Below are 19,249 nucleotides of genomic sequence, written 5' to 3' on the forward strand. Positions count from 1 at the left end.
TAACGACTCCGCAGATGGATCAGGAACCAGGGGTTTCTCCGCTGGTTCGGCCCCGGCCGCCGGAGCTTCGGCCGTCAATTTACTCTCCGACTCTGTCGCCTCAGCTTCCTCATCAATTTGAGCGTTGATCGCTACGTTCAAGCTCGACTGAGATGATTGCGATCTACAAATGTGATCAGGCTCGATATCGCCGTGGGGTATTTCGTCTTTCATGATAGAGACCTCGTTCTTCTCGAATTGGATGCAGGGACACTCGTTCCTACTCGCGCAAACCGCATCGGTGCCGCGGTGTTACGTATCTTGATGCCTGCCCACGGGGCTAAACTACGCCGATGTGCGTCGAAGCGTATACAGAAACATACTGCTGGCGTCGTCGACTTGGTCAGTCCACGCAGCTGCGAGAATCACTATGCAGCGAAAAGAAAACTGCCGAAGCAGCCCCCATCACAGCCGCCACATGCAGAGCTGGATCTGAGAGAAGTGAGGTCGTACGCAATCCACACCACGATCGTTGCGAGGGCGCCGTGGAAGGTGCTGACCACCAAACAGGTCGGCCAAGTCGGAGTGCCGAATCGCAACCGCATCCCGAGGAGGAATGGTTGGGCGGGTCGGCGCAGGTTCACCCAGAGGAGAGCTCTCGACTCCGCAGTGACAGGTGGAGCTGATGTCAACATCGCCCGTCGAGTTGGGAATTGCGATCCCCAGGCGAGTATCTAGAGAGGGTTCGGCTGTACTGATCACGATGGTTTTCAGTTCCAGCGTTCCACCGGACAGTGAAATCCGTTCCGGTGTATCCGAGTCGGCTTCTTCCCTGCAGCAATCATTCTTGTCTGCTGAACGCTCGCCAACGTCGCAGCAGGAACACTTCAGCTCTGGCGTGGCGACTTGGCAGCATCCACAGCCATCACACGTGTCAGTGGATGCACATGTTGCACCGCAATCCTTCGCACCACATTCACTCGCCCGAGCCAACGCCATCCCCGGCTGAATCATCATTGCGACGATCAGTGAAAGATTAACGACGGTACGAATTAGACGCGAGCGAAACACGTTCCCCTTCCGAAACTGATACCTAGACCCGGTATACGAAGTATATCGCAAATCGGGCCGGAAAGTTCAAGGCAAGTCAGAAACTCGCTTTGAACGATCCACTCACAGAGTAACTGGATGGAGCCAGTTTGTCATGGCGCGAACTCAAAATCGGGACAATTCCAGCCGGCGAGCGCGTCATTTGTTAGCGCTATCGATCATCGCGTCCTGCACAGCTGGTTGTGCTACCAGGCGACCAAAATCCACATGGGGGACGCACGCGGTGTTGCCCCCAGCGGTCACCCACGCCGGGCCGGAAACGTCCGGAACGATCGCCCTTGAACACTCCAGTGAGGAGGCATCCGACCTGCGCTCGGTCGGTTACGAAGACGTCCAGATGGTGAACCGCAGCGACCGAGATGCTGCAGTTCTTGATGCGCCCGAAACACCCACTCAACTTGATCTGAACGAAGAGGCCACAGCGAAACCATTTAACAGACTCCTTGCGATCGATTTCGACAACGGCAATCAGAGAGATCGAGATGAGTCTGACGGCGAGCTGGTGCAACCAGGAGACAGGCCGGGATTAGGAACCGCAGACTCTCTCGCTCCCGCCCGCTCATACACCAGCCAACCAGTCGGCTATTTTGTGCAGCAGGCACTCGCCACGCACCCCAGCATTCAAGCGGCCCGGCAGCGCGTCTATGCGGAACAGGATCGAATCCCACAGGTAACCGCTCTCCCCGATCCGCAGTTCAACAACACCTTCTGGCCATTGGAAAACAACGCGACGCAAACCGCCGCCGGCCGAGTCGCCAACCAGATGTCGCTGCAACAGGGAGTGCCGTTTCCAGACAAACTTCGCACCCGAGGAGCAATTGTCAGCCGCGAAGCGCAAATGGCCCAGGCGGAACTCGAACGCATCGAACGACAGGTCACCGAATCCGTTCGTCTTGCATATTATGAGGTGTGGTACGCCACCCGGGCGATGCAAGTGATCGAACAGACGCGAGAGCTCGTCGACGACCTCAATAGGGTCGCTGAAGCCCGCTATCGCGCCGGCGGAACTCAGCAAGACGTCCTCCGTGCTCAACTTGAAATCGATCGGTTGGATGACCAATTGATCCAGCTTCGCAGACAAAAGGAGGTCTCCCAGGCCGACCTGGCCGCCCTCATGCAGCAGCCGATCGCATTGATGGCCGAAGCAACCGAAGAACTCGACATTGCTGACGCACCCATTCAGTTAGCGGCGTTGATAGCGCAAGCTGAGCATTGCAACCCCAGTCTCCGGGGGCTCGCAGCTGAAATTCAGCGTGATCGCCAACAGCAAAAATTAGCTTGTTTGCAACAGTATCCTGATTTTATGGTGGGGTTGAACTGGGGCATCGTCAGCGACAACCACGATGTGCTTAGCCCAGTTGCCAACGGCAATGATCAACTCAGCCTGACATTCGGCACCACACTGCCAATCTGGCGTGAAAAGATCGATGCTGGAATCCGTGAAGCGAGTCGCCGCACCAGCAGCACTCAACAACGTCTCGAAGCCGAGCGAAATGAGATTTATGGGCGTCTTCGCCGACTTCTCTCTCAAGCCGATGCGCTCGTCGAGCAGGATGAACTTTACCGAACGCGCCTCGTACCGCGGACGGAAGACACGCTGAGGTTGGCGGTCGCGGACTATCGGGGAGAACGCACCGACTTCTACACGCTCATCGAAACCTACCGAGAGCTCCTCATGTTCGAAACACAACTGGCTCGCATTCACGCCACACTTGCGGGCACAATCGCGCAGATCGACCGCACTGTTGGCTGCCCTTACTGAGACATGAAGACGGAGGGAGCGAAAGCTCGCGTTCTCCACGCCTCACTCCTCTTTTTGTTCTCCCGTCCCTCACCCCCATCCAAGCCGCTCCAGGTGTGCTTTTAACTCACGTCTGGCCCGATTCAATCGCGAGCCGACTGTGCCCTCCGGGATGTTCATGACCTCCGCAATCTCGGCGTAGGAGAGGTCCTGCACCTCTTTCAACGTCAGCACCACACGCAACTCCGGTTCGAGCTTGGCGAGTCCAGCCTCCAAGATTTCAGCGTCCTCCAGCCGGAGTCCGAGATCACTGATCTTGGACTCAGGCTCAACGCTAAGTGTGTCAACGTCACGTCGCTTGCGACGTCGCAGTAATTGCAATGCCTCGTTCGTCGCGACTCGATAAATCCATGTATCGAGGCTTGACTCACCACGGAAGCAATCTAGCTTGCGAAAAATCTGCATGAATGCCAACTGCAATGCATCGTCCGCGTCCTGTCGCCCCACCATGCGAACCATCAAGGCGTAGACGCGGCCGCTACATTGATCGTACAGCCGCGCCATCGCATTGCGGTCACCCGCCAGACACTGCCGAACCATGTAGTCGGTAGCGACAGAATCATCCGAAACTCCACTCAATTCGTCATCGCTCGATTCGCGTGGGTGGCTCAACAAGTGGCACTTTTGGGCTGACAAGAGTGTGCGTCCTCGAGGGCACAAGGAGCAGTACGGTGGACCAGTCTAGGCATACCCATTAAGGGTATCAAGTCCTGGCGACTGAACCGTTACGCGACATGCCGGTGCTTCGCTTCTAGCGTCGCAGCTTGACAACCAAGCGTTTGACGAATGCGAGTGGACAGTCGAAAGACGTCGCCACCATACTCGATCAATTGAGTAACACCTAGAAAGTCGGCCATCGCGTAGTCATAGACCGCGACTTCAGCACCATAAAGGATGACTTGCGTGTCTCCACTGAACGCGGCAAGCTTCGGCGATAGCTTCCATGCATCTACATCGGGAGAGTGAAGTGATGCGACGACCAATCGAGGATGATGTGTCCCACAGGCTCTGAGCGTCTCAGCAGCGGAGGTGGCTCGCACCACGCGATGGTCTAACTCCCGCAAGTCACCGGTCAACCGAGCGAATACCTCATCACGGGGTTCAATCACAAATGCAATGGGACGTCCGTACGGTGAGCGACGTCGATATGCCTCGGGAAGCGACTCGTCGGTCTGCCTCGGTGGACGGCGCGATGCAGCCCTTTGCATTCCTTGAATGACGGTCGAAATGGATCGCGCAGTCCTGATTCCGTTGGATTGCTCGGTCACGACGAATGTGCCGTTGCAGTGAACACACGCGACGCTTTCGCGATCGAATTGCTGCGGTACCTGCGCCGGGTGCCCGCAAACGGGACAGTTCATCACGAATGGATCTGTCGAGGTGCGCTGGTATCTCGGTGTCGCGACGGGCGCAAATAGTTCTTGCATGATCATTTAGAAATCACGTTCCGGTGGAGAATGTCGTTTGGTTTGATTGGGTGGGGCGAATATCCAAAGGACATCCCCTACAAACGAAAACGACACAAGAACACGCAAAGAGATGCACCAGCGAGCACATTGGGTGCCCCCTCCGCGGCCAAGCGAGATCGAGCACGACTGCTGATATGCCAGCGGCAAGCCGGTTCGCTCGCCAAGATTTGCGCGTATGACTTTTGCTGGGGCTCTACACCTTGGTCGGGAGAGCCCTGCTGGCACCCCCAGGGACAGGATTCACCGCGGGGCAAAGACTCCGCTGCACAGCAACGCTCAGGCGAGCAGCACGACTCGACCGCACCCCATGTACCCGCAGTGGGCCCAGTACCGGCTACCGAAAAATCCAGTGGTGACGGGTGATGTGCACAAACGCAGTTCGCTGACCGCGGTGCCCCAGCGGAGAACAGAGCGACGGCGATCAGTGTGGCGAGTTTCATCAGGCTATCGAACATTGGGTTCATTGGATCGTCCGTGATCGTGAATCGCTCAACGCCCGATTCCCCGGGCTGGTCTGGCTAGCTTGGATGCATACTGAGCAGTGGTCCTTCGCGAAATCATGCACAATTCTGAGAAAAAGATGCTCGCGTCTCTCGGGCGTGTTGGAAAAGCCGCTGCACAGCCCCCCGCTCACGGAAGTTTTGACGGCAGCAGATCGCGGCTGGGACGAGTGCGAGCCATTACCTCGCGACTTCCGACTTGCCAACCAGGTGGGATGTGGGAGAATTTCTCGGTCAGTGAATCCATTGGTGCTGACACGGAGAGGCCCCACGCTCATATTTAGTTGAGATAGTAAGGTTTTCGTGAAGAGCACGGCGTCGTCAGGCATCAAATTGAACGTCGGCAGGACCGATGAGTACCGACGTGATGAGTTTAGGCGTAATGGCGATCGCTTCCTGGCCCTCTTTGACGCGTTTCCACATTGAACGCAAACCCCGTCCCACGACCGATGTTTACTCAGAATTAGATAACTGCGATGCGTTGCGAATCCGTTTCAGAACAGCTTTCCGCGCACTTCGACGGCGAGCTTTCGCAGACCCTGTCTCACGAGATCGACTTGCACGTTGGACAGTGCACGACGTGTCGCGAGGAGCTCGATAGTTACGCTCGAATCAGTAGATTGGTCGGTCAGGATTGGAATGGATCGCAGCCACCGCCGTGGGCGGCGTTCGCGGCGAAGTTGCAGACCGAGCATGCGATGACAGAGAACGTGTCAGGCAATTCGCCTGCTGCTCGGAAACGGCAGTCGATGGTCAAGGATATTCTAATTATCGCCGCGTCGTTGGCGGCATCGATCGCAATCTTCACCTGGTCGTGGCGAGCCTCCCCAGCACCTGAACAGGTCGCCGATGCGGGCCATCGGCACTTGGCGGAACGGCCGCTACATGCGACCTCCATCAGTTTTCAAGACACTGTTTCGCTGCAACAGGAAGACACGGAACTGGCGATGAGAGCATTAGCAAAAAAGTATGCGGGTCGCGAAGCCTCGGCTGATGAAGTGGTCAAACAGGTCGGCTTCCGAACCTTGGTGCAGTCGCCTCTGCCTAGCGGGGCCAAGCTGATTTCAACGCAATTGCTGACGCTGCCGCAATGCGCTTGCGTTGCAGGCGAGTGTATGTGTGGGCCTGGCGATTGCAACTGCGTCGCGTGCGTCTGCGAACGTCCTGACGGATCAACGTTTCTAGTCATCGAACAGTGCAGTGGACAGAGTGTGGATTTTGGCGAACTGCCTGTGCGGCTGGTCCAGCATGGCGATCATGAGCTGCATGTAACCGGCAATGAACAGGGGCTGGCTGTGGCATGGACCGCCAATCAAACGCGGAAAATTGCCATCGGCCTGCGCGATCTCAATGAGATGGATCGTTTGTTAGCAGCCAACTAAAACGCGGCCACAAAAACATAGCCGCATCTGCAAGCAGTCGTTGATCGCCCCACCGACCGACGCGAGCACTGCATTTGCACGATGAGCTCGCCCCAGGACAACGGATCGAGGGAGCGGTCCCCAACAATCATTGGAAGGGCAGAAAGCCTATTACCGGAAAGCACTGACTTTCCGTGAAGAAACGGTGCTGCCGAAGCCTCTCAAGAGCAACGTTCAACGCTAAGTGCGACTCAGGGATGCGGGATCTCACGCGGGATACCGGATCGCCTGCATTGCACCTCTTAAGTTCCCCAATGGAAGGACAAATCACAGATGAAAGTAGCACGATTCCCTAACATCGCCCTCGCCTTGGCCGTATTCGCGGGCGGATTCACAGCGACGTCGAGTTCCGCCGATGACGGCCACGAACATCCTGCGAGCCACGAACATGCGACGGTGTCAAAGGCCGAAAAGCAAATTTCGGCAGCCTTGTCCGGCTTGACACCGGAAGACAAGAAACTGGCGATGAGTCAGCGATTCTGTCCGATTAGGACGCACGATCGTCTCGGTGCGATGGGTACACCGCAGAAACTGACGATCGAAGGCAAGCCGGTGTTCGTATGCTGCAAGGGTTGCGTCGATAAAGCTGTTGCCGGTGGCGCCGCAACGGTTAAAACAGTCGCGAAGCTGCGCGACTCGACACACACGCTGGCGAAATTGCCAGTGGCAGAACGCAAAGCAATCGAAGCACAGAAGTATTGTGCCGTTGCCAGCCACAGTCTACTCGGTGCGATGGGGGAACCGATCAAGCTAGAAATTGACGGCACCCCCGTGTACCTGTGTTGCAGCGGGTGCACCAACAGGGCACAGTCCAACCCCGTCGCGACGCTGGCCAAGGTGAAGGAGCTGAATACGGCGGGAACTCGCAACGGTGGCGATCAAGATCATGCGGACCACAAGCACTAGGTGAAAGCTGAGGGGCCGAAGAATCTCATGCTGAGGCGCAGTCGGTGGCCGTCCACCATACGCCACGGAGCACCTGCATGTCTGGCACCGATTGGCGGACACTGATTGGCGGACACTGATTAACCGCATCGACACGTACCCGAAGGTACCTGCCGATGCGGTTTTTCGTGTTCTGCGGCGTGGAACGGTAGTCAGGTGCCCTGCTTTATCGGATCCACATTGAGGACACACTCACACAGGCAAAACGGGCGGATCCCCTGTGAAGAGCGGCTAAAAATACTGCTTTCGATGACAGTCTCGATCGCGTGGTGGGACGGAATGGTAGCCGGAGTGTAATCGTGGCGCAATATTCGCTAAGAAATGGCTCTCGAGCCGAGGACACGGGCCTCGATTTCGATTAAAAACTTGGTAACTCAACAAGTACATCCGTGAGCCGGTCGCTCACCGATCAACGCATCGGGAAAAGGGCATTCATGCTGAAAATGGAATCAACTACGGAGGAGACTGCACCGCAGCCTCACGAAAGTCACTTTTATCATAACTTGGTCCCTGCCTACCAAGCGGTATGGCCAGCGGTGGCGAAGCGACGCATCCAGACGAATTTGACCGCCCTCAATATCCCATCGGGGGCAAAAGTGCTTGAAGTTGGTGTGGGGACGGGTTTGTCCCTCGACTCCTACCCGCGTCATGCGGACGTTCTCGGAGTGGATCTATCGGAGTCGATGCTGGCCGAGGCCGAAGTCCTGATTAAAAAAAATCAGTGGAACCACGTCCAGGTGCGGCCGATGAACGCCGAGGAACTCGAGTTTGACGACGCCAGCTTTGATTTGGTCACCTCGTTTCACACGATCAGCGTGGTCTCGCGGCCAGACAAAATGATGCGCGAGATGGTGCGAGTATGCAAACCTGGCGGGCGAATCCTCGTCATCAATCACTTCCGTAGCGGAAACCCCCTGATCGCACGTGTCGTCGATTCGGCCGGCGGAATCACCCGCCGCTTGGGTTGGCGCACCGATCTGGAAGTCAATGAACTGCTGACGGAACTACCCATCGAAGTCGAAAGTTGCCACAAGAACAATCCACTTTCGCTCTTCCGCGTGTTGGTCGCTAAAAGAATTTGAATCATTCGATTCAATCTGAGTTTTCGTGAGGCGGAACTCGCCGGGAGTTTCGCCTGCCGATTTTAATGGGAACGAGAGTCTTCACTTATTGTCGATGACTTCCACGGCTTCGCGTGTGAAGCAGCGCGGGCCTAATCGTTCAATCCGAACGCTTCTCGCAGTTCGCTGATCACATCGTTGGGCATCGCCGAAAGTGGTCCGATGGCCCGGGATTGAACAAGCGCCTCCGCCGTCGACTCAAAGACTTCCAAGCGATCGAACGTCGCCAAAATGCTCGATCCTGTTATCAAGACGCCATCGTTTTCCAACACCGCGGTGGGCGATGACGAGGAAATATGATCAGCTATCGAGCCATCGCTGCGATACTGAATGCCGTACGGCACGCGGCTGACATCTCGTAAAAACACGTAGCTTTCCGGGATTGTTTTCGAGTCAAAGATGGCGTCGGTGACACTGAACGCTGTCGCAGCAACAGGATGAGCAAACGCAATGGCGTGAACATCGGGATGTTTTTGGTAAATTGCTTGGTGCGCCAGCACGGCGCGACTGGCTTTCTTGCCTGCCTCGCGTGCCCCACCCGCCACATAGACCAGATCACCAGCCACCAAGGTTTCCCGATCACGCTGCGTCGGCGTGATCACGAAGGCATCGTCGGCGACCCGGGCGGAAAAGCTCCCCTCGGTACTGATTAACAGTCCCTGCCGGCAACCCCTGCGAACGAACTCACGCAGCGTGCGGCGAAGCTCGAGTTCTTCGGATGTCGGCTGATGGTTGTCGAGAGATTCAAGCTGGACGCTGCGCTCGCGGGCTAGTTTCAATTGCGCTTCGTCGAGGTAGTTGATCTTTCCGATCTGCCCAGCGTGGATCAGTGTTTTGGCACAGAACTCAAAGGCCTCGAAACGCTCGAACGACTGCGACAACGTTTCACCACCCACGACCACACCGTGGTTTTCTAGAATCACGCTATCGCAACCTGTCTTGAATTGTGTCGCGATGGATTGGCCGAGTCGGTCACTGCCAGGCAAGGCATAGGGCGCAAACCCGGTCGTACCGCAGACCGCGTTGGCCTGATGAAATATTCGTGTGTCTGGTGTACGACCACAAATACTGAAGGCCACCAAGGCGACCGGATGGGCGTGGACGATGGCCCCGATGTCCGGGCGCACGTCGTAGATCGCTTTGTGAAACGGAAACTCTGAGGACGGCGGATGTTTCCCATCGAGCGAACCATCCGCCCTGACACATACGATGTCCTCGCGTTTCAGACGGCCTTTATCAACCCGAGCTGGCGTGATCCAAATATCTCCGTTGGTATCACGAATCGACAGGTTACCACCTGACGTCGTTGTCATCCGCGAGCGATAGATCCGCTGCATTGTGGCGATAATCTCGTCGCGAGGATGCGTCCACTGGAGACAGGGGGTGGTGGTAGACTGGGGCATGACGGGGTTCGCTCTGGTAGTAGGCACTTCGTGGCAGTTCAATTGATGGATCACACGGTATGGTTGCTTGGCGTCCCGGCACATGCCGAACAGCTTCCCGGGACTTGCTTCACTCGTTCGCGAGGCATCTATCCTAGCGTTTGGCTAATACATCCGCATCGTATTGCCGGACAGCCGTCAGCCATTGACGTCCGACGGGGACACCCGACGCGTCACAGTAGTAGTCCCAGACGGCACCAAACGGCATCGTTCGCTGTTCTTCCATCAATGCGAGGCGAGCGGTAAAGTCACCTTCTCGCTCGAGTTGTTGGAGGTCTGCGGTCGGTTCGAGGAGCGCCATCAAAATCGCCTTGAGAGTATTCCGGGTACCGATCACCCAAGCAGCGATTCGGTTGATGCTCGCGTCAAAGAAGTCCAGCCCGATATGAACCCGATCAAGGTATTGACCGCGAACGATCTCCTGCATGATCGCTTGTAACTCATCCGTCATGGTCACAACGTGATCGCTGTCCCATCGAACGCCGCGGCTGACATGCAGCAGCAGCTCGGGAACATACAGCAGCGTCGCTGAAATCTTGTCCGAGATGACTTCAGTAGGATGGAAATGTCCTGCATCGAGACACAAGACTTTGTTGCGTGTGATCGCGTAGCCCATGTAGAACTCATGTGAGCCGACGACGTAACTCTCCGATCCGATTCCGAACAGTTTGCATTCAACGGCGTCGAGCATGCGTGAACTGTCGATCGGATCGGCGAACATCTTGTCAAGCGAGTCAGTCAAACGTTGCCGCGGTGCCGTCCGGTCGGCAGGAGTGTCTTTATAACCATCGGGGACCCACACGTTGTTGATGCAGGCGTTGCCCTGTGCATCGCCCATCGCAGCCGCGATCTGGCGACAGGCGATCCCGTGATCAATCCAGAACTGGCGAATGCCCTTATCGGGATGGGCGAGCGTGAGGCCATCGGCGGCCTGGGGGTGAGAGAAGAAGCTTGGGTTAAAGTCCAGTGACACGTGCTGGTCGCGTGCCCAATCCATCCAGCCTTGGAAGTGTTCAACGCCGATTTCGTCACGATCAACAGGCCTATCGAATTCGCCATACATGGCGTGCAAATTCAAACGCTGCTGCCCCGGAATCAGCGAATAAGCCATCTCCAGGTCGCCGCGAAGCTCCTCCGCCGTGCGGGCGCGACCACGATAGTTTCCAGTGACCGCCAGACCGCTGCCCAGCTCTCCAACATGGTCAAATCCCGCGACATCGTCGCCTTGCCAGCAGTGCATCGAAACTGCGGTTTGGGCGAGCGTTTTCAATGCTGCGTCCACATCGACGCCGATCGTTTGGTAGTGCTCAGTCGCCAATGAAAACGCGGCATCGAGGTTCGAGGTACTGCTCATGGTCCAGTAAAAAAGACGTTGTGGATTGAATGATTTCACAATAGTACGCAATTCTCGGCCTCTGCGCACGCCACCGGCGAAATGTTTCGCTGCCAGGAAATTGTCGCTAGACGGCCTTCACGCCCGCGGGTGAAATTCGCGGTGGACACGCTGCAGGCGGCTATGTTCGACGTGGGTATAGATTTGAGTGGTCTGGATGCTGGCGTGGCCAAGCATCTCTTGGACCTGACGGAGGTCCGCACCGCCAGCGAGGAGATGTGTGGCAAAACTGTGCCGCAGTGAATGTGGGCTGATCTCCGAGAGAATTCCGGCGCGCTGGGAATATCGTTTCACCAGTCTCCACAATTGGATGCGATCTAAGGGGCGGCCACCCCGAGAGAGAAACAACTCGTCGCAGAGCGCAGGAGCCCGTGCAGCGAGCATTCCACGCGACTGCGACAGATACAGTTCGATCGCAGCGATCGCCCGCCCGCCGATCGGTACCATCCGCTGTTTATCCCCTTTCCCGTGGCAGCGTAAATGCTTCTCACCCAGCGAAAGATCTCGAACTCGCAATGAACAGACCTCGGAGGCGCGGCACCCCGTGGCATAGAGTACTTCGAGCAAGGCTCGATCACGTTCCCAGAACGAGTCGCTCTTCTTAACCGCGAATAGGAATGCATCGACTTCTGACGGCGACATCACGCCTGGCATCCGCTGCCAAGCCTTTTGGGTGGCAATCAATTCGGCGGGATTCTCGGTCGCCAGACCCTCGAGCTGGAGATACTTGTAAAACATTCGCACCGCGACGATGTTGCGCGAAATCGACGCTGGCGCGAGATCGCGGTCGTGAAGAAAACCGACGAAGTCCGACAATTCGGTTACGTTCACTTCGGCCGGTTTACGCCCCCCCAACCATGCGACAAATTGTTTCATATCGCGGCTGTACGCAGCGATGGTGTTCTTAGCCAGATGGCACTCGCGTTTCAGATAGGTCAGAAAATCGGCGCAAATCGAGTCGCTCGCATCGACTTTTTTGGGGGCCGAGCCACCGTTTTGGAGCTGCTGCAGCTTCGTGATTCGTTTGGCCATCAGTAGTCCCTCGCGTGTGATTTCGCTATCCTCTGCTACTTCTTATCGACCCAACTTTTGCTTGGAATGAAGTAGATGAACGTTTTGGTAGTAGGTGGTGCTGGATACATTGGCTCGCACGCCGTTGCACGGCTCATCGCCGCCGGCCACAAAGTCGTTGTGTTGGACAATCTTTCACGTGGTCATGCCGCAGCGGTACCTGACGGGGCGCTCATTCGCGGCGACTTGAACGACACCGATTTCGTCGAAAATACGCTGCGCGACCATTCGATCGATGTTGTCATGCACTTTGCAGCCTTTGCCGAAGTCGGGGAATCCGTCAAAGACCCCGCTGCGTACTATCAAAACAATGTGGTCGCTGCACTGTCACTGCTTGAAGCGATGCGGCGGGCCGACGTCAAAAAGATTGTTTTCAGCAGCACGACCGCGACCTATGGGCAACCCGACACGGTGCCGATCGCGGAATCGACCCCGCAAAATCCGATCAATCCCTACGGGTTCACCAAACTTGTGATCGAGCGAGCACTCGCCGACTACGCACACGCCTATGGATTCGCCTACGCGGCACTGCGATACTTCAACGCGGCTGGGGCTCACCCCGATGGCCACATTGGCGAGCATCATGACCCCGAATCGCACCTGATCCCGATCGTCCTGCAAGTCGCCTTGGGCCAACGTGAAAGCATCACGATTTTCGGCGACGATTATCCCACACCCGATGGGACATGCATTCGCGACTATATTCACGTGGAAGATCTCGCCGACGCGCATTTGCGTGCGATGGATCGACTCGAACCAGGCCAAGGAATTTGTGTCAATCTCGGCACCGGCAAAGGCATTAGCGTTCGGGAAATCATTGAAGCTTGCCGAGAGGTCACCGGACATGAGATCCCGGTCGTGATGGGTGATCGCCGTCCTGGAGACCCTGCCGAACTGGTCGCCGATGCACGCTTGGCAGAGGAATTGCTAGATTGGAATGCCAAATACACCGACGTCAAAGAAGTTGTCGACACGGCGTGGCGGTGGCACCAATCCCATCCGCGCGGATACGATTCCTAGTCAACTGAGACCCATGCCAACACCGAAATCCCGCTCGACCGCACCCGTCCGCTCGCCGTGGTACGCAGATGGACTGCGTTTTGAATGTACCCAGTGTGGTGCCTGTTGCAGTGGCGAACCCGGGTACGTATTCATCGACGAGTCAGAGACCGCCGCGATGGCGAAAGAACTTGAATTGAGCGTTGCGGAATTTGAGCGAAAATTCACCCGCCCGGTGGGAAACCAAACCAGCCTGATCGAGTATCCCGACGGCGACTGTATCTTTTTGGATCCCAAATCGCGACATTGCCTGGTCTACCAAGCACGCCCAATCCAGTGCCGAACGTGGCCGTTTTGGGACAGTACGCTGGAAACACCCGCTGATTGGCAGGATACTTGCGATGTGTGCCCGGGCGCTGGAAGTGGTCAGTTGTACACTTTGGACCAGATCGAAATCCGCCGCCGAGAGAAATCTGTCTGAACGCTCGCGACGCGACGCCAACAAACTCAAATTATTCTCAGTTTGATTGGACTTTGACGATTGTGACGGTCGATACCCTAATTGCGGGTCAATGTGGCGCGGAGTCTACAGCCTCGGTAACGAGGTGAACGACAGGCAGTCAGCTGGCAAAATTCTGTTTCGCCTGACTTTCTGCCCCCACGCCGCTTGACACTCGCCCGCTCACGTCCATACAGTGACGACTCCTAAGTCGAGCAGCTTTAAAGGTTTGCGTCAACACGATGCTGACTTAGCTGTGCATCTGAACGAGTCAACTGGATGGGAGTGTCAGCGGAGTGACCAAGAAAGAGATCGTACGCGTCATCTCCGAAGAACTCGGTTTGACGCAACAACAGACCAAAGAAGTGGTGCAACGGACCTTCGACTCGATTATCGAGATGTTGGTCCGCGAGGGACGAATTGAACTGCGAAACTTTGGCGTCTTCGAGGTGAAACTTCGAGCCGCTCGCAGTGCGAGAAATCCCAAGACCAGTCAACAAGTTCATGTTCCTGAAAAATACGTCGTCAGCTTCAAACCCGGTAAGGAGATGGAGCAACGAGTGCAGGATCTGAGCGAGCAACCCGGACGTCCGGCATGGCTCGATTCAGACCATGAACCGCAGGGCACGCCACCGCTTAAACCGACCGCCGACGCAACCGAGCAATCCGCTCGATCCACGCACAGCCAAAATTCGAAACCAGCTCGCGAAGCTGACCGTCCGATTCGCCCTACCGGCGAGTGGGGGTGATTCAATTTCGCGAGCCCATGTTGTTCACGGAGGAACTCCCCATGAAACTTGCGACCACGGCGATCGACGCCACCCCAGCGACCGAAACGACCGGCCGGGCAAAGCGAAGTCCCTCGGCATCACTTCGAGCGCTCGCTTCCCGATTGATCCTCGGCATCGCTTTAATGATGGTGATCACGACTTCGGTCGGATGTTTTCTTCCAATTTACTCCGCCCGCCCCGAACGCCGGGTTCAGCAGTTGCTGTATACCTCGGAAAACTTGCGTGCAATGGTTGACGAGTGGGAACGATTCTGGCAGCTCGACGCCCCGAGTCACCTGACACCCATTCGAACTCACGGCGGCGTGCTCTAACGGGGGACCAACGTTACTCCGAGGCTGCGAGATTGGTAGGTCCATCCAAATTTACCCTGGGTCACTCCCACAGGTGGATTCTCAAGGGTGGAGACACATCGGCGGCTGGGCTGGCGCCACGGCTCAGTGCATGACAGCACTCGGCTCACCCTCGACTCGGCTCACCCTCGACTCGGCTCACCCTTACGTCACTAAGGTCGATGCTATCAACCGCCCGTTGACGACCTCCGCGACCTGCCCGATTGACTGCCAGTAACGACTCCGCCACCGCGGTACATTGTGGGCTGGTGGCACCATCGCGGTTAACTAGGGCTTGCTCGACTCAGCTTGCTCGACGCTGACGCTAGGATCATGCCCAAATCAGCAGGTAGTTGTAAGCTGCGAAGCCGATCAAGAACACAACTCCCTCAGTCCGAGAGATGCGACTGCCTGTAAAGACAATGGGCAAACACGCTGCCGCCACCAGAACCATGATGGGAATGTCAAAGCGAATCGCATCGGGGCTCACCGGAATCCCAGCTGGCGAGATGACACCGGTCAAACCGAGAACACAGGCGAGATTGAAAATGTTGCTGCCCACAACATTGCCAACGGCGATATCCCGCTCGCCTCGAATACTCGCGACCACCGACGTCACGACCTCAGGTAGCGACGTGCCCGCGGCAACGATGGTCAGTCCGATAACCAGTTCGCTCACGCCGAACCAGGTCGCGATCGCCACAGCGCCACTGACTAGCCACTTTGCTCCCAACCCAAGACAAACCAGACCCGCGGCGATCAACGCGAATTGCACCGACATACGAACTGGTTTTTTGCTGTCGCTGGCATACTCCGCCGCGAACTCCTGCTGGACCTGCTTGGACTCCCTCCGCGCCGTTCGCAAGCAGATGGCGAGGTAGACGATGAGGACCGAGAACAGCACCATCCCATCGATTTGGCTGAGCACGCCGTCACTCGTAAGTCCCCAGGTCAGGCAGGACAGAGCGATCATCAAAGGCACATCAAACCGGATGAGTTGGCTCGACACCACTAACGGGGTAACGAGCGACGAGATGCCGAGGATCAGTAACACGTTAAAAATGTTGCTCCCAACGACGTTCCCCACTGCGACATCGGAGGCGCCCGAAAATGCCGCTTGCAAACTGACGCCGAGTTCAGGGGCACTCGTGCCAAAAGCCACCACGGTCAGTCCAATGACAAGCGGCGGTATCCGAAATGCCGCCGCGACAGCCGAGGCACCTCGCACGAGCACCTCGCCGCCAATGATGAGTGCCACCAACCCAGAGAGAATCAGCAAACCCGAAAGAAGATGCTCGTTCATACCGCACATTTCAAAGTGCCGCGATCACGGATTGGCAGACGCCAACCAGAACGAAACCGCTCGAAACGAACAAGATTGCTGAAGCCCAAAAAATGTCAATGTGAGATTTTACAAATCAAGAGAGATCCGCGTTAAAGTATCTCGTCCCCACCCAACCGCGTTGCCCTTTCTTGAGCTGGTCCATTGAACGCATTTTTCCTCTCGGCAATCTATACTGAGGCTCACGCAAGCTCTGACGCTGGCAGTATCCGGCTCGGCGCGATTGATATGCTCACCGCCATCACGTACCTGATCGGCATCGTCGCGATCGGCTTGTTCGCTGCTTGGCGTCACAAAAAGAAACAGGGCGCTGCCGAGGAGTACTTTCTCGCCGGCAAGAGCCTCGGTTGGCTCAGTATCGGCTTGGCGCTCTTTGCGACAAATATTTCAACGCTGCATTTGGTGAGCTTCGCGCAAAACGGTTTCGACACTGGGCTGCTCAACGGTAATTTTGAATGGATGGCCGGGTTCACGCTCATACTCTTAGGACTTTTTTTCGCTCCCTTCTACATCCGCTCATCGATCGCGACGCTGCCTGATTTTCTCGAGCGACGTTACAACCGGATCTGCCGCGATGTGTTGGCGTTGATCTCGATCGTGTCTGCGATCGTCATTCACATCGCGTTTGCACTGCTCACCGGTGGTATCATTTTGGAGGAACTGCTCGGCGTTTCGATGATGCTCAGTATCGTCGTGCTGTGCGTCTTAACGGGTGTCTATACCATTGTGGGCGGACTGTTGGCGGTCGTCGTGACAGAGTGCATTCAGACCGTAGTGTTGCTCGCCGGCGCGGCGCTGATCACTGGCTTAGCCTATTATCAACTCGGCGGAACAGCGGACTCGCCGGGGGGTTGGGATGGGTGGTCGAATCTGACCTCCCTACTCGGCCGTGAAGACGAAATGCAAAAATTATCGATGCTGCGACCCCACGGTGACCCCGACAACATGCCCTGGTACGCAATTTTGCTGGGTTACCCCGTACTCGGTATCTGGTATTGGTGCGCTGATCAAACGATCGTCCAGCGGGTACTCGGTGCCAAGGACGAACTCAACGCGAGACAGGGGCCGATATTTGCAGGGGTGCTCAAAATCCTGCCAGTGTTCCTGTTTGTACTACCTGGATTGCTGGCATATGCGTTGCACCTCGACGGACGATTGGACCTGTCGCTGATTACCGTCGACGGCAAAGTGAAGAGCAAGGGTATCTATGCGAGCATGATCACCGAACTGTTGCCCATCGGCTTACGCGGCGTGTTAGTCGCAGCCTTGATGGCAGCACTGATGAGCACCGTTTCGGGGGCACTCAATTCAATCTCGACACTGGTTAGCTATGACTTGATCAAGCGGTTTCGTCCCACGGTCGATGACACGTCGCTCGTTCGATTCGGCAGGATTTCAGCCACCGTCGCACTCATATTTGCAGTGGCGTTGGTGCCGGCACTGAACATGTTCGAGAGTATTTTCAATGGCATGGCGACAATCATTTCTCACATCGCACCACCGATTAGTGCGGTGCTCGTAATGGGAGTGTTTTGGCGGGGATCGAGTTCACGTGCTGCCGCGACGACGTTGATTGCCGGCTCGCTACTAGGAGTGGCCGTGTTCACCAACAATACACTGCGCCCCGATAGTGAATTAAATCATCTACCGGGTGGTTTCATGATGATGGCGTTCAATTTGTTTGTCATCTGCTGCATCTTGCAGGTCGGTCTCAGTCTCCTATGGCCTGATCGACCTCGGATCAGTTCCGACGCATCACCCGGTGCAGAACCGCGGAGTGGGCGCCAATTGATGGGCGCTGACCTGGCCTGGGAGACTCCCCTGGCCGCCCTCAAAATCCCCGCCCCGACTCGTTTAGGCGACCCTAGAATTCTGTCGCTCGGGTTAGTTGTCGTGATGGTAGGCTTGTATTGGGTATTTCGTTGACACGTCGCTGGATCCCCCTGCTCCCTTGGGACCCTCACCCTAGCACGTTCCGCGTCCACGCTACTCACGGCCCCATGATTTACGAACCGCCCACGACAGGCAGCCATTCGTTAGAATCGAGCTCTCCCGCTTTCTACCTTCCCCCGAAAATCCCACCGGAGCCTTCGATGCGATTGTGCGTCTCTGTTTTTCTATTTTCCTGCCTGAGCCTAATTTACATAGTTCCATGCTCCGCTCAGTCGTCTGGATCGACAACGACGGTCAAGCTTTGGCAAGACGGGATTCCGGGTTCGGACTTGAAGGAAGACGGTGACACTCCGGAACTGATCATCCACCAAGTGGTTTCCGATCAACCAACTGCGGGCGTAGTGATTTTGCCCGGGGGAGGCTACGGCCATCATGCGATCGGTCACGAGGGGCATGCATTCGCAGAGTGGTTTGACTCCATGGGGATCTCCTCGGCGATCTGCACCTATCGAATGCGTGGCAAGGGAAATGAGGGCCAGGGGTACGGCCATCCGGCACCGATGATCGACGCCCAGCGTGCCATCCAGACGCTGCGAAGCCGCGCCCAGGAGCTCAATCTGGACCCCAATCGGATTGGCGTGATCGGATTTTCCGCTGGTGGGCACTTGGCCTCGACGGTGGCGACTCAGTTTGCCCAAGTCGACCCCAACGCTACCGACCCGGTGTTGCGAGTTTCATCTCGGCCCGATTTTTGCATCCTTTGCTACCCGGTGATTGCATTGGGAAAACCGTTCACTCATCAGGGAAGTCAAAAAAACCTATTGGGTGCTGATGCCGGGGCGGATCTGGTTGAATCACTGTCCAATGAGACTCGCGTGAGCGAACAAACACCGCCGACATTTCTATTCCACACCGCTGCCGACAAGGCCGTTCCTGTGCAAAATAGCTTGGTTTATTACGAAGCATGCGTCGCCCACGGCGTCGATGTGGAGATGCACTTGTTCAATGACGGACGCCACGGCTTGGGATTGGCCGCCTCCACTCCGGGCGCCTCGCAGTGGGCGGACCTATGTCAGCAATGGCTCATCCGCCACGCCATGACGACCGCCAACTAAACCGCGGACTGCCTTGGATACGTTTGACC

General features: G+C 56.6%; 18 protein-coding genes. 10 read left to right on the plus strand and 8 right to left on the minus strand.

Annotation, left to right across the window (positions count from 1 at the left end):
- Nucleotides 1-444 precede the first annotated feature (444 nt).
- Complete coding sequence (locus tag Poly21_RS10850; protein WP_302118633.1) at nt 445-996, minus strand: membrane or secreted protein; 552 nt, start codon at nt 994-996, stop codon at nt 445-447.
- A gap of 316 nt (nt 997-1,312) precedes the next feature.
- On the opposite strand from Poly21_RS10850, the gene Poly21_RS10855 reads away from it, so the two are divergent.
- The gene (locus Poly21_RS10855) at nt 1,313-2,851 is read left to right on the plus strand and encodes a TolC family protein (RefSeq protein ID WP_367302548.1); all 1,539 of its coding nucleotides are present in this window, start codon (nt 1,313-1,315) and stop codon (nt 2,849-2,851) included.
- A gap of 69 nt (nt 2,852-2,920) precedes the next feature.
- On the opposite strand, the gene Poly21_RS10860 is transcribed toward Poly21_RS10855, so the two are convergent.
- From Poly21_RS10860 to Poly21_RS27420, 3 genes are all read right to left on the minus strand, one after another.
- Nucleotides 2,921-3,502, minus strand: a complete 582-nt coding sequence (locus Poly21_RS10860; RefSeq protein WP_302118634.1) for an RNA polymerase sigma factor — start codon at nt 3,500-3,502, stop codon at nt 2,921-2,923.
- Nucleotides 3,503-3,615: 113 nt separating this feature from the next.
- Nucleotides 3,616-4,323, minus strand: a complete 708-nt coding sequence (locus tag Poly21_RS10865; protein WP_146407087.1) for a response regulator — start codon at nt 4,321-4,323, stop codon at nt 3,616-3,618.
- 71 nt (nt 4,324-4,394) lie between these two features.
- Nucleotides 4,395-4,823 (minus strand): hypothetical protein, encoded by a 429-nt coding sequence (locus tag Poly21_RS27420; protein WP_302118635.1) that lies wholly within the window; start codon nt 4,821-4,823, stop codon nt 4,395-4,397.
- Nucleotides 4,824-5,335: 512 nt separating this feature from the next.
- Here Poly21_RS27420 and Poly21_RS10870 point away from each other — a divergent pair.
- From Poly21_RS10870 to Poly21_RS10880, 3 genes are all read left to right on the plus strand, one after another.
- Nucleotides 5,336-6,241 carry a zf-HC2 domain-containing protein gene (locus Poly21_RS10870; RefSeq protein ID WP_146407088.1) on the plus strand — a complete coding sequence of 302 codons (906 nt, stop codon included), beginning with the start codon at nt 5,336-5,338 and terminating at the stop codon, nt 6,239-6,241.
- Between the two features lie 312 nt (nt 6,242-6,553).
- Entirely contained in the window at nt 6,554-7,186 is a 633-nt protein-coding gene (locus Poly21_RS10875) for a hypothetical protein (protein ID WP_146407089.1), read from the plus strand.
- 473 nt (nt 7,187-7,659) lie between these two features.
- Nucleotides 7,660-8,307 carry a class I SAM-dependent methyltransferase gene (locus tag Poly21_RS10880; RefSeq protein ID WP_146407090.1) on the plus strand — a complete coding sequence of 216 codons (648 nt, stop codon included), beginning with the start codon at nt 7,660-7,662 and terminating at the stop codon, nt 8,305-8,307.
- Between the two features lie 131 nt (nt 8,308-8,438).
- Here the strand turns inward: Poly21_RS10880 and Poly21_RS10885 are convergent, their stop codons facing one another.
- The 3 genes from Poly21_RS10885 to xerD form a co-directional block, all read right to left on the minus strand.
- Nucleotides 8,439-9,749 (minus strand): class II aldolase/adducin family protein, encoded by a 1,311-nt coding sequence (locus tag Poly21_RS10885; RefSeq protein ID WP_146407091.1) that lies wholly within the window; start codon nt 9,747-9,749, stop codon nt 8,439-8,441.
- A 133-nt stretch (nt 9,750-9,882) separates the two neighbouring features.
- Nucleotides 9,883-11,142, minus strand: coding sequence for an L-rhamnose isomerase (locus Poly21_RS10890; protein WP_146407092.1), 1,260 nt, complete (start codon nt 11,140-11,142; stop codon nt 9,883-9,885).
- Nucleotides 11,143-11,259: 117 nt separating this feature from the next.
- A complete protein-coding gene (xerD, locus tag Poly21_RS10895; protein ID WP_146407093.1) occupies nt 11,260-12,213 on the minus strand; it encodes a site-specific tyrosine recombinase XerD in 954 nt (317 codons plus the stop codon).
- 75 nt (nt 12,214-12,288) lie between these two features.
- Between xerD and galE the strand changes: the two genes are divergently transcribed.
- The 4 genes from galE to Poly21_RS10915 all read left to right on the plus strand — a co-directional run bounded on the left by galE (nt 12,289) and on the right by Poly21_RS10915 (nt 14,852).
- Nucleotides 12,289-13,272 carry a UDP-glucose 4-epimerase GalE gene (galE, locus tag Poly21_RS10900; RefSeq protein WP_146407094.1) on the plus strand — a complete coding sequence of 328 codons (984 nt, stop codon included), beginning with the start codon at nt 12,289-12,291 and terminating at the stop codon, nt 13,270-13,272.
- Between the two features lie 13 nt (nt 13,273-13,285).
- Nucleotides 13,286-13,732, plus strand: a complete 447-nt coding sequence (locus Poly21_RS10905; protein ID WP_146407095.1) for a YkgJ family cysteine cluster protein — start codon at nt 13,286-13,288, stop codon at nt 13,730-13,732.
- A 314-nt stretch (nt 13,733-14,046) separates the two neighbouring features.
- Nucleotides 14,047-14,499, plus strand: coding sequence for an HU family DNA-binding protein (locus Poly21_RS10910; RefSeq protein WP_146407096.1), 453 nt, complete (start codon nt 14,047-14,049; stop codon nt 14,497-14,499).
- 41 nt (nt 14,500-14,540) lie between these two features.
- Entirely contained in the window at nt 14,541-14,852 is a 312-nt protein-coding gene (locus tag Poly21_RS10915; RefSeq protein WP_146407097.1) for a hypothetical protein, read from the plus strand.
- 349 nt (nt 14,853-15,201) lie between these two features.
- Here Poly21_RS10915 and Poly21_RS10920 read toward each other — a convergent pair whose 3' ends face one another.
- On the minus strand, nt 15,202-16,173 hold the full coding sequence (locus Poly21_RS10920; RefSeq protein WP_146407098.1) for a calcium/sodium antiporter: 972 nt from the start codon (nt 16,171-16,173) through the stop codon (nt 15,202-15,204).
- 183 nt (nt 16,174-16,356) lie between these two features.
- Here Poly21_RS10920 and Poly21_RS10925 point away from each other — a divergent pair, with 183 nt between their 5' ends.
- A complete protein-coding gene (locus Poly21_RS10925) occupies nt 16,357-18,138 on the plus strand; it encodes a sodium:solute symporter (protein ID WP_302118641.1) in 1,782 nt (593 codons plus the stop codon).
- A gap of 74 nt (nt 18,139-18,212) precedes the next feature.
- The gene (locus Poly21_RS10930; RefSeq protein WP_302118643.1) at nt 18,213-19,220 is read left to right on the plus strand and encodes an alpha/beta hydrolase; all 1,008 of its coding nucleotides are present in this window, start codon (nt 18,213-18,215) and stop codon (nt 19,218-19,220) included.
- The last annotated feature ends 29 nt before the right edge of the window (nt 19,221-19,249 follow it).

Source organism: Allorhodopirellula heiligendammensis (genome assembly GCF_007860105.1).
Lineage (GTDB): Bacteria > Planctomycetota > Planctomycetia > Pirellulales > Pirellulaceae > Rhodopirellula > Rhodopirellula heiligendammensis.

What these genes read in the sequence shown, in the direction of transcription:
- Poly21_RS10850 (WP_302118633.1), bottom strand. Translation starts at nt 996, where the DNA reads ATGATGATTCAGCCGGGGATGGCGTTGGCTCGGGCGAGTGAATGTGGT.
- Poly21_RS10865 (WP_146407087.1), bottom strand. Translation starts at nt 4,323, where the DNA reads ATGATCATGCAAGAACTATTTGCGCCCGTCGCGACACCGAGATACCAG.
- Poly21_RS27420 (WP_302118635.1), bottom strand. Translation starts at nt 4,823, where the DNA reads ATGAACCCAATGTTCGATAGCCTGATGAAACTCGCCACACTGATCGCC.
- Poly21_RS10870 (WP_146407088.1), top strand. Translation starts at nt 5,336, where the DNA reads ATGCGTTGCGAATCCGTTTCAGAACAGCTTTCCGCGCACTTCGACGGC.
- Poly21_RS10875 (WP_146407089.1), top strand. Translation starts at nt 6,554, where the DNA reads ATGAAAGTAGCACGATTCCCTAACATCGCCCTCGCCTTGGCCGTATTC.
- Poly21_RS10880 (WP_146407090.1), top strand. Translation starts at nt 7,660, where the DNA reads ATGCTGAAAATGGAATCAACTACGGAGGAGACTGCACCGCAGCCTCAC.
- Poly21_RS10885 (WP_146407091.1), bottom strand. Translation starts at nt 9,749, where the DNA reads ATGCCCCAGTCTACCACCACCCCCTGTCTCCAGTGGACGCATCCTCGC.
- Poly21_RS10890 (WP_146407092.1), bottom strand. Translation starts at nt 11,142, where the DNA reads ATGAGCAGTACCTCGAACCTCGATGCCGCGTTTTCATTGGCGACTGAG.
- xerD (WP_146407093.1), bottom strand. Translation starts at nt 12,213, where the DNA reads ATGGCCAAACGAATCACGAAGCTGCAGCAGCTCCAAAACGGTGGCTCG.
- galE (WP_146407094.1), top strand. Translation starts at nt 12,289, where the DNA reads ATGAACGTTTTGGTAGTAGGTGGTGCTGGATACATTGGCTCGCACGCC.
- Poly21_RS10905 (WP_146407095.1), top strand. Translation starts at nt 13,286, where the DNA reads ATGCCAACACCGAAATCCCGCTCGACCGCACCCGTCCGCTCGCCGTGG.
- Poly21_RS10915 (WP_146407097.1), top strand. Translation starts at nt 14,541, where the DNA reads ATGAAACTTGCGACCACGGCGATCGACGCCACCCCAGCGACCGAAACG.
- Poly21_RS10920 (WP_146407098.1), bottom strand. Translation starts at nt 16,173, where the DNA reads ATGAACGAGCATCTTCTTTCGGGTTTGCTGATTCTCTCTGGGTTGGTG.
- Poly21_RS10930 (WP_302118643.1), top strand. Translation starts at nt 18,213, where the DNA reads ATGATTTACGAACCGCCCACGACAGGCAGCCATTCGTTAGAATCGAGC.